Below are 9984 nucleotides of genomic sequence, written 5' to 3'. Positions count from 1 at the left end.
ACCTCCCAGCGGTGGCTGGGGGAGCGCCTGGGAGGCGTTTGCGGGAGAGGTGTTCACAGGAGAGGTGTTCAAGGGGGGAGTGCTCAAAGTGGTGGTAGGGGTGTTGTCGTGTCGTTCGGGGGCGGTCATCGCCGTCCGCTCACCCGGCCGCGTACGGCGAACCAGCCGAGGACCAGCGCCACCACGATCGCGGGGAGCGCCATGACGGTCAGCCGGCTGGGCCCGCCGTCGGCCCACATCAGGACCAGGACGGAGGCGAGGAAGCCGATGGTGACGATCTCGGTGTAGGGCGAGCCGGGGAGCCGGAAGCCGGGGCGGCTGACCAGCCCGGCCTGCGCCTTGCGCCAGAAGAGCAGGTGGCACAGCATGATCATGGCCCAGGTGGAGAGGATGCCGATCGCCGCGAAGTTCAGCACGATCTCGAAGGCCTTGCTCGGCACCACATAGTTCAGGCCCACGCCCAGCACACAGAAGAAGGCGGTGAGCAGAATCCCGCCGTAGGGGACGTGGGTGCGGCTCATCACGCCGGTGAACTTGGGCGCGGAGCCGGACATCGCCATCGAGCGCAGGATGCGGCCGGTGGAGTAGAGCCCGGAGTTGAGGCTGGACATGGCGGCGGTGAGCACGACGAGGTTCATCACCCCGCCCGCCGAGGGCACGCCGATGTTGGACAGCACCGTCACAAAGGGGCTCTCGTCACCCGAGTACGAGGTGAACGGCAGCAGCATGGAGAGCAGCACCACGGAGCCGACGTAGAAGAGGGCGACGCGCCACATGATGGAGTTGATCGCCTTGGGCATGATCTTCTCGGGGTTCTCGGTCTCCCCCGCCGCCACACCGACGAGCTCGACCGAGGCGTAGGCGAAGATGACGCCCTGGACGACCAGCAGCATCGGCAGCACGCCGTGCGGGAAGACACCGCCGTTGTCGAAGATCAGCCCGGGGCCGGGGGTGTGGTCGTCGATCGGGTGGCGGGTGACCAGCAGGAAGATGCCGATCGCCATGAAGGCGGTGAGCGCGCCGACCTTGATGATCGCGAACCAGAACTCCATCTCGCCGAAGATCTTGACCGAGATGAGGTTGATCGCCAGCACGGCGGCGAGCGCGATCAGGGCGATCACCCACTGCGGGATGTCGGTGAACATGCCCCAGTAGTGGGTGTAGGTCGCGACGGCCGTGATGTCGGCGATCCCGGTGGTGGCCCAGTTCAGGAAGTACATCCAGCCGGCGACGAAGGCACCCTTCTCGCCGAGGAACTCACGGGCGTACGAGACGAAGGCGCCCGAGGAGGGGCGGTGCAGGACGAGTTCGCCCAGGGCCCGCACCACCAGGAAGGCGAAGACGCCGCAGACGGCGTAGGCGATGAAAAGGGAGGGTCCGGCGTTGTTGAGCCGTCCGCCGGCTCCGAGGAAGAGCCCGGTGCCGATGGCGCCACCGATGGCGATCATGTTGACGTGCCGGGCCTTGAGGGACTTGCTGTACCCGGCGTCGCCCGCGTCGATATGCGCGGGCGACTTCTCGGTCTGGTGCTGACGGCGTTCTTCCTGCCGGAGGGACTGCTCGCTCACTCCTGCTGGCCTTCCATCGGGGGTTTCTTGGGTCTTGCCGTGCGGTCGTCGGTCTCAGAGCCGCGCCGCACGATGGTGCTGAGGGTTGTTTCGACACGCTGGAGGTGATGGGCCATCGCCGCCACCGCATCGGGTTCAGAGCCGTCGGACAGCGCCTCGACAATCGCCCGGTGTTCTCGGTTCGCCTGCTCGCGCCGGTCGCCGAGTTCATTGAGGAACGCGGACTGCCGTGCCAGGGCGTCGCGGATCTCCTCTATCACCTTGCGGAATACCGGGTTCCGGGCCGCTTGGGCAATGGTCAGATGGAAAAGTGTGTCCATCGCCACCCATGCGGTGGTGTCGGTCTCCCGCTCCATCCGCTCCAGCAGATGGGCCAGCTGGTCCAGGTCCTCGGCGGAGCGGCGCACGGCCGCGTACCCGGCGACCGGGAGCTCGACGTGCCGACGCACTTCGAGCAGGTCACTCGCCGTGTAGTCACCGAAGGTGGGGTCCTCGACCGGGCCGCTGGAAATGACGAAGGTACCCTTGCCGGTGCGCGACGCGGTGAGCCCCATCGTCTGCAGGGCCCGCAGCGCCTCCCGGAGCACCGGTCGGCTCACCTCCAGCCGGCGGCAGAGCTCCGCCTCGGACGGCAGCTTCTCGCCGACCGCGTATTCGCCCTCCTCAATGGCTTGGCGGAGGTACGTGAGCACGGCCTCCATGGCGCTGACGCGACGAGGGATCGACGAGGCTGCCGGGACTGATCCGCCTGTCTGGCTGTCTGACAAGTTCACGGGCAGATACTCAGCTGGCCACAGAACCGTTGTCAATAGTTCCGCAACAAAGAGCGCTCGACTGCATAGAGTGGGGCTTTTGCCCGGTTTATGCTCTATGTGGAGTTTCTTTGCGTGAATGCGGAGCTCCAGCCGAGGGCACAAACGACGGGTGCGTGATCAGGCATGAAGCAGCTGACCAGGGCACGTATCACGGCCGTCGACGCATACGACGTCCGCTTCCCCACCTCGCGGCGGCTCGACGGCTCGGACGCCATGCACCCCGACCCCGACTACTCGGCCGCCTATGTGACCATCCGCACCGACGCCCCGGACGGCCTGGAGGGCCACGGCTTCTGCTTCACCATCGGCCGGGGCAACGAGGTGGCGGTCGCGGCCATCGACGCCCTCCGCCCGCACCTGACCGGCGCCGAGCTCGACGGAACCCTCACCGGCCTGGCCGACCACTACCGCGCGCTGACCGGCGACAGCCAGCTGCGCTGGCTCGGCCCGGACAAGGGCGTCACGCACATGGCGATCGGCGCCGTGCTGAACGCCCTGTGGGACCTGCACGCCAAGCGGGCCGGAAAGCCGCTGTGGAAGCTGCTGGCCGACCTCACCCCCGAGGAGCTGGTGGCCCTCACGGACTTCCGCTACCTCGCCGACGCCCTGACCCCCGATGAGGCGCTGCTGATCCTGCGCCGCGCGGAGCCCGGCAAGGCCGAGCGCGAGGCCCGGCTGCGGGCCGAGGGCTATCCCGCCTACGCCGCCTCCCCCGGCTGGCTCGGCTACTCCGACGCCCACCTCGCCTCGGCCGCCCGCCGGGCCGTCGCCGATGGGTTCACCCAGATCAAGCTGAAGGTCGGCGCCGATCTCGAGGACGACATCCGGCGCTGCCGGATCGCCCGCGAGGCGGTCGGCCCGGACATCCGGATCGCCCTGGACGCCAATCAGCGGTGGGAGCTGGGCGAGGCGGTCGAGTGGACCCGCGCACTGGCCGGGTTCGACCCGTACTGGATCGAGGAGCCCACCTCCCCCGACGAGATCCTGGGGCTCGCCGCGATTCGCCGTGCCGTTGCACCTGTGAAGGTTGCGGCGGGTGAGCACACGGCCAACCGGGTGGTCTTCAAACAGCTGCTGCAGGCCCAGGCCCTCGACATTCTGCAGCTGGACGCCTGCCGGGTCGCGGGGATCCCGGAGCATCTGGCAATCCTTCTGCTCGCCGCCCAGTTCGGGGTCCCGGTATGCCCGCATGCGGGGGGCGTCGGGCTCTGCGAGCTGGTGCGGCACCTGGCCATGTTCGACTATGTGGCGGTCAGTGGAACGCTCGAGGACCGGACGGTCGAGTACGTCGACCATTTGCACGAGCACTTCACCGATCCCGCGGTGATCGCCCGGGGACGGTACACGGCCCCCTCCGTCCCCGGGTTCAGCTCCACCCTGCGTCCCGCCTCGCTGCACGCGTACTCCTACCCCAACGGTGCTGTCTGGCTCGCCGAGCGGGCGCAGGGGGTGGCATGAGGGGTGGCATGAAAGGGCGTACCGCCGTCGTCGTTCTCGCCCTGGCCCTGGGACCGGCCGCAACGGGCTGTGGCGGCCACCCGGCGGGCGGCCGGGTCGGCGTGGTCATCCCGTTTCTCACCTCGCCGTTCTGGCAGGCCTACAACCAGGACATCCCGCAGCAGGCCCTTAAGCAGGGCGTCCGGGCGCTCCCCACCGTGAACTCCAACGGCGACTCGGGCAAGCAGATCACCGATATCGAGAACCTGCTGTCCGAGGGCGTCAAGGGCCTGGTCGTCTCGCCCATCGACTCCGCCGCCATCGCCGCCGGCCTGCGGGCCGCGCAGCGCGCACATGTCCCGGTGGTCGCGGTCGACGTAGCCCCGCGGACGGGGAAGGTGGCGATGGTGGTCAGGGCCGACAACCGCGCGTACGGCCGTAAGGCCTGCCAGGTCCTGGGCCGGGCCGTGAAGTCGGGCAAGGTGGTGCAGATCCAGGGCGATCTGGCCTCGGTCAACGGCCGGGACCGCTCGTCCTCCTTCTCCGGGTGCATGGCGCGGCACTACCCGGCGATCAAGGTGCTGAACATCCCGGCCCGATGGCAGGCGGACAAGGCCGCGGCCGGCCTGGAGGCGCTGTACACCGCGAACCCCGGCATCAAGGGCATCTATATGCAGGCCGGAGGGGTGTATCTGGCGCCCACCCTGCGGACCCTCCAGCGGCATAACGCACTGGTCCGGGCGGGCAGCCCCCGGCACATCACGATCGTCTCCAACGACGGCATCCCGCAGGAGCTGACCGCGATCCGCAAGGGCCTCATCGACGCGACCGTCTCCCAGCCCGCCGATCTCTACGCCAAGTACGCCATGTACTACATCAAGCGGGCGATGGCCGGGAAGACCTTCCACCCCGGCCGCACTGACCACGGCAGCACCATCGTCGAGCTGCCCGGGGGCATCCTCCAGGACCAGCTCCCCGCGCCGCTGGTGACCCGGCGCAACGTCGACGACCCGGCGCTGTGGGGCAACCGCCGATGACCGGCGCCCGGCCCCCGCTCGTCGAGGCCATCGGGATCACCAAGCGGTACGGGCCCACGGTGGCCCTGATGGACGCGGGGATCACCGTCGAGGCCGGTGAGTCGCACGCCCTCGTCGGCCGCAACGGGGCGGGCAAGTCGACACTGGTGTCGGTCCTCACCGGGCTGACCCGGCCGGAGCGCGGCACGGTGCGGTACGACGGCGGGCCCGCTCCCGCCCTCGCCGACCGGGCGGCCTGGCGCCGCCGGGTGGCCTGCGTCTACCAGCGGTCGACGACCATCGACGAGCTGTCGGTGGCGGAGAACCTGTTCCTGGGCCGTCAGCCAGTGACCCCGCGCGGCCGGGTGATCAGCCGGCGGCGGATGCGGCGGCAGGCCCGCGCGCTGCTGGACGAGTGGGGCGTACCGGTGGACGAGACGGCCCGGGCCGGCGGGCTGAGCGTCGAGGACACCAAGCTGGTGGAGATCGCGCGGGCGCTCTCGCGCGGCACCCGCTTCATCGTCCTGGACGAGCCGACGGCCCAGCTCGACTCCCGGGCGACCGACCGGCTCTTCGCCCATATGCGGCGGCTCCAGGAGGCCGGGGTCACCTTCCTCTACATCTCCCACCATCTGCGGGAGGTGTACGAGGTCTGCCAGGCCGTGACCGTTCTGCGCGACGCCCGCCGGATCGTCACCGCCCCGGTCGGCGCGATGCCCCCGGGGAAGCTGATCGAGGCGATGACCGGTGAGCGCGGCGGTCTGCCGGTCCCGCACACCGCACCGCCGCCGCGCCCCTTCGGCGCGACCGCGCCCGCCGCCGTACGCCTGGAGCAGCTGAGCAGCCCGGATTTCCACGACGTCAGCCTCGCCGTCGCGGCCGGTGAGGTGGTGGGCCTGGCCGGTCTTGCCGGCTCCGGCAGCCATCAGCTCGGGGCCGCGCTGGCCGGGCTGCACCGCGCCTCCGGGGGCCGCGCCTGGATCTTCGGCCGTCCGCTGCGCACCGGCAGCGTCCCGGCGGCGCTGGCCGCCGGGGTCGGCTGTCTGCCGCGCGACCGGCACCACGAGGGGCTGGTGCCGCTGCTGTCGGTGGCCGAGAACATCACCATGCCGATCAGCGGACGGCTCGGACCGCTGGGCCTGATCGCCCCCAAGGCGCGGGACGCCGTCGCCCGGCGGGCGATCGCGGACCTCGGCATCGGCACCGAGGGGCCGGCCCAGCCGCTGAGCGAGCTGTCCGGCGGCAACCAGCAGAAGGTGGTCCTGGCCCGCGCCCTGGCCATCGACCCCAGGGTGCTGGTGCTCATCGACCCGACGGCGGGGGTGGACGTAGGGGCCAAGCGCGCCCTGCTCGCGGCGGCGATCCGGGCCAGGGCCGAGGGGCGCGCGGTGCTGGTGGTCTCCGACCAGTTGGAGGATCTGCGGGTCTGCGACCGTGTGCTGGTGATGTTCAACGGCTTCGTCACGGCCGAGTACCCGGCGGGCTGGCGGGACGGTGAACTGCTCGCCGCCGTCGAAGGGGTGGCGGCCGGCGATGGCTGACCCGGCCGCGCCCTCCCCCGCCGGCCCGGTCCGGCGCGCCGCCCGGTTCCGGATCCGCGATCTCGCGCTGCTGCCCGCGGTGGTGCTGCTGCTGGTGATCGGCGCGCTGACCAATGACACCTTCCTGGAGCGGCAGAACCTGATCAACATCCTGGGCGCCTCCTCGGCGCTGGGGCTGCTGGTGCTCGCCGAGGCGATGATCCTGATCAGCGGCCGGATGGATCTGTCCCTGGAGTCCATCGCAGGCCTGGCGCCCGCGCTCGGCTTCCTGGTCGTCATCCCCGCCGCCTCCGGCGGCTTCGGCACCGGCTGGCCCGCCTGGCTGGGGCTGCTGATCATTCCGCTGGCGGGGGCGTTGATCGGCGCGGTCAACGCCGCCCTGATCGTGGGGCTCGGGCTCAACGGCTTCATCGTCACCCTCGCGATGAACATCGTGCTGCGCGGGGTCCTGATCGGCCTGGTCTCCGGCAGGACGCTGTTCGACGCCCCGCCGGCCTTCTTCGCCCTGGGCTCCGAGAACTGGCTGGGGCTGCCGCTGTGCGTCTGGGTGAGCGCCGGATGCTTCGCCGTGGCCGGGTTCGCTCTGCGCTACCACCGCTTCGGCCGCGCGGTGTACGCGGTCGGCGGCAACGCCCCGGCCGCCCGTGCGGCGGGCATCCGGGTGGCGCGGGTGGGCTGGGCGGTCCTGGTGGTCGGCGGGGCGCTGTCGGCCGTCGCGGGGCTGGTCATCGCGGGGCGGGTCGGCGCGGTCGACGCCAACCAGGGCAGCGGCATGATCTTCACCGTCTTCGCGGCCGCGGTGATCGGCGGTATCAGCCTCCGGGGCGGCCGGGGCTCCCTGCTCGGCGCCCTGCTGGGCACGCTGCTGCTGGGGATGCTGGAGAACCTGCTCACCCTCGCCCAGGTGTCGGCCTTCTGGATCCAGGCGATCTACGGCGGCATCATCCTGCTCGCCCTGATCGTGGCCCGCCTCACCACCGGTGAGGCGCAGGAGTCATAGTATTAAGGGAAATATCTCCGCAGATGGGACGGGCGATGACCAGCCCCGAGGGAATCGTTCCAACCGAAGCGCACGTCCCGTTCGACATGGCCGACGCGGCGACCGCGGTGGTCGACGCGGTGGGCACCGTTGTCGGGTGGACCGCCGCCACGGAGCGCCTCCTCGGCTACCCGGCTGCCGAGGTGCTGAACAAGCCTGCCTCGATGCTGCTGGCCAGCCCCGAGGACGCGGTGACCGCGCAGGGCATCGCGGAGCAGTGCCGCGACCAGGGCAGCTGGGGCGGTCTGGTGACGCTGCGGCACCGCTCGGGGCGGCTGGTCGAGGTCGGCCTGCGGCTCACCGGGGTCTCCCCGAGCTCCGAGTTCTGCGGGCGAAGCTGCTGGCTGGTCTCCGCGATCGATCTGTCGAAGATCCCCACATGGGCGCTGAGCGGATCGCTGCTGGAGGCGTTTCTCGTCCGCTCGCCGATCGGCATGGCGGTCCTCAGCCCGGATCTGCGGTACGTATGGATGAACGACACGCTGGAGCGCTACGGCGGGGTGCCGCGCGACCAGCGGCTGGGCCGCCGGATGGCGGACTCCCTGCCCGGCCTGGACACGGCCGCGCTCGAGGCGCAGATGCGCAAGGTGCTCGACAGCGGCAAACCGGTGATCGACTACGAGTACCGGGGCTGGACCATGGCCGATCCGTACCGCGAGCACGCGTACTCGACCTCCTTCTTCCGGCTCGACAACGCCGACGGCCACCCCGTGGGCGTGTGCTACATGGGCATGGACGTGACCGACCGATGGCGGGCGCGCGAGCGGCTGGCGCTGCTGAACGAGGCCGGTACGAAGATCGGCAGCACCCTGGACGTCATGCGGACCTCCCAGGAGCTGGCGGAGTTCGCCGTACCGCGGCTTGCCGACTTCGTCACCGTCGATCTGCTGGAGTCGGTGCTGAACGGCGCGGAGCCCATCGCCACGCGGCACAAGACGCTGCCCGCGTTCCGGCGGGCCGGACAGGCCTCCATCCATAAGGGCACCCCCGAGTCCATCGCCTCGCTAGGAGACCCCATCTCCATCTCCCAGGCCTCGCCCTTCGCCTGCTGCTTCTTCTCCGGCGAAGCGGTGCTCGACCCGGTGATGGACGCCTCCGTCGCCGCGTGGACCGGCGACGACCCGGCCCGGGCCCAGAGGGTCCGCGAGTTCGGGATGCGCTCCCTGATGGTCGTGCCGATCTGCGCACGCGGCACCATCCTGGGCGTGGCCTCGTTCGTCCGCTCCCGCCACCCGGACCCGTTCGAGGAGGACGATCTGCTGCTGGCCGAGGAGTTGGTCGCGCGGGCGGCGCTGTGCGTGGACAACGCCCGCCGCTACACCCGCGAACACACCGCGGCCCTGGCCCTCCAGCGGAACCTGATGCCGCACAACCTGCCCGGCAGCCCATGCCTCGAGGTGGCGTCGCGCTATCTGCCCACGGACGTACGCCACGGTGTGGGCGGCGACTGGTTCGATGTGATCCCGCTGTCCGGCGCCCGGGTGGCCCTGGTGGTCGGCGATGTGGTCGGGCACGGCATCAACGCCGCGGCCGGCATGGGCCGGCTACGTACCGCCGTGCACACGCTCGCCGACATGGACCTGCCGCCCGAGGAACTGCTGGCCCACCTCGACGACCTGATCATCCGGCTCGGCGAGGAACGGGCGGGCGATCAGGACGTCTCCGCCTCGCTCCTGGGCGCCACCTTCCTGTACGCGGTCTACGACCCGGTCACCCGGCGGTGCACCATGGCCCGGGCCGGGCATCCGGCGCCCGCCATCGTGGCCCCGGACGGCGAGGTCACCTTCCCCAGCCTGCCCGCCGGGCCGCCGCTCGGCCTGGGGTCGCTGCCCTTCGAATCGGCCGAACTCGAGCTCCCGGAGGGCAGCCTGATCGCCCTCTACACCGACGGCCTCATCGAGACCTGCGACCAGGACATCGATGTCGGCCTCGCCCGGCTGAGCAACGCGCTCGCCCAGCCCGGCCTGCCCCTGGAAGACCTCTGCTCCACGGTGATCGACGCCCTGCTCACCCGCCCGCCGTCCGACGACGTCGCCCTGCTCCTGGCCCGTACGCACTCCCTGAGCCCCGGCCATGTCGCCTCCTGGGACCTGCCCACCGACCCGGCCGTGGTCGCCAGCGCCCGCTCCCTGGCGGTACGCCAGCTCGCCGAGTGGGGCCTCGACGAGCTGATGACGACGTCGGAACTGATCGTCAGCGAGCTGGTCACCAACGCCATCCGCCACGGCACCGGGCCGATCCGGCTGCGCCTGATCCGGCACGACGTGCTGATCTGCGAGGTCGCCGACGCCAGCAACACCTCGCCGCGGCTGCGCCACCCCCGCACCACTGACGAGGGCGGCCGCGGCCTGTTCCTCGTCGCCCAGCTGACCCGCCGCTGGGGCACCCGTTACACCGAGGGCGGCAAGCTCATCTGGGCCGAGCAGGACCTTCCGGCCCCGGCATGAGGCGCACCCCGGCGCACCCGCGCCCTGTTCGCGATCGTGTCCCTCCCCCACACTGGACGCCAAAGTCAGGAAGGGGGGACGGCGTGCGGATGTCGTTCGGCCGCGGGGGCCGGTGGGCGGC

Annotated in this window: 7 protein-coding genes; 5 read left to right on the top strand and 2 right to left on the bottom strand. The window is 70.9% G+C overall.

Going from position 1 to position 9984, the window contains the following annotated elements; translation table 11 throughout:
- Positions 1-125: 125 nt before the first annotated feature.
- Together CCN51_RS19795 and CCN51_RS19790 are read right to left on the bottom strand one after the other, a co-directional pair.
- The gene (locus CCN51_RS19795; protein WP_014181346.1) at positions 126-1568 is read right to left on the bottom strand and encodes an amino acid permease; all 1443 of its coding nucleotides are present in this window, start codon (positions 1566-1568) and stop codon (positions 126-128) included.
- The gene (locus CCN51_RS19790) at positions 1565-2341 is read right to left on the bottom strand and encodes a FadR/GntR family transcriptional regulator (RefSeq protein ID WP_078610754.1); all 777 of its coding nucleotides are present in this window, start codon (positions 2339-2341) and stop codon (positions 1565-1567) included. Before CCN51_RS19790 ends, CCN51_RS19795 begins: the two co-directional genes overlap by 4 nt.
- Before the next feature lie 165 nt (positions 2342-2506).
- On the opposite strand from CCN51_RS19790, the gene CCN51_RS19785 reads away from it, so the two are divergent.
- The 5 genes from CCN51_RS19785 to CCN51_RS19765 are packed head-to-tail and all read left to right on the top strand — an operon-like array spanning position 2507 to position 9863.
- Positions 2507-3841, top strand: coding sequence for an enolase C-terminal domain-like protein (locus CCN51_RS19785; protein ID WP_014181344.1), 1335 nt, complete (start codon positions 2507-2509; stop codon positions 3839-3841).
- Positions 3842-3849: 8 nt separating this feature from the next.
- Positions 3850-4857, top strand: coding sequence for a sugar ABC transporter substrate-binding protein (locus tag CCN51_RS19780; protein ID WP_014181343.1), 1008 nt, complete (start codon positions 3850-3852; stop codon positions 4855-4857).
- Positions 4854-6377 (top strand): sugar ABC transporter ATP-binding protein, encoded by a 1524-nt coding sequence (locus CCN51_RS19775; protein ID WP_014181342.1) that lies wholly within the window; start codon positions 4854-4856, stop codon positions 6375-6377. Before CCN51_RS19780 ends, CCN51_RS19775 begins: the two co-directional genes overlap by 4 nt.
- Positions 6370-7377 (top strand): ABC transporter permease, encoded by a 1008-nt coding sequence (locus tag CCN51_RS19770; RefSeq protein ID WP_014181341.1) that lies wholly within the window; start codon positions 6370-6372, stop codon positions 7375-7377. Before CCN51_RS19775 ends, CCN51_RS19770 begins: the two co-directional genes overlap by 8 nt.
- A 35-nt stretch (positions 7378-7412) precedes the next feature.
- Positions 7413-9863 carry a SpoIIE family protein phosphatase gene (locus tag CCN51_RS19765; protein WP_043492381.1) on the top strand — a complete coding sequence of 817 codons (2451 nt, stop codon included), beginning with the start codon at positions 7413-7415 and terminating at the stop codon, positions 9861-9863.
- Positions 9864-9984 lie beyond the last annotated feature (121 nt).

This window comes from Streptomyces milbemycinicus, assembly GCF_002154605.1.
Classification (GTDB): Bacteria; Actinomycetota; Actinomycetes; order Streptomycetales; family Streptomycetaceae; genus Streptomyces; species Streptomyces milbemycinicus.
This window is presented reverse-complemented; position numbering and strand designations above follow the sequence as displayed.

What these genes read in the sequence shown, in the direction of transcription:
- CCN51_RS19780 (WP_014181343.1), top strand. Translation starts at nt 3,850, where the DNA reads ATGAAAGGGCGTACCGCCGTCGTCGTTCTCGCCCTGGCCCTGGGACCG.
- CCN51_RS19775 (WP_014181342.1), top strand. Translation starts at nt 4,854, where the DNA reads ATGACCGGCGCCCGGCCCCCGCTCGTCGAGGCCATCGGGATCACCAAG.
- CCN51_RS19785 (WP_014181344.1), top strand. Translation starts at nt 2,507, where the DNA reads ATGAAGCAGCTGACCAGGGCACGTATCACGGCCGTCGACGCATACGAC.
- CCN51_RS19770 (WP_014181341.1), top strand. Translation starts at nt 6,370, where the DNA reads ATGGCTGACCCGGCCGCGCCCTCCCCCGCCGGCCCGGTCCGGCGCGCC.
- CCN51_RS19765 (WP_043492381.1), top strand. Translation starts at nt 7,413, where the DNA reads ATGACCAGCCCCGAGGGAATCGTTCCAACCGAAGCGCACGTCCCGTTC.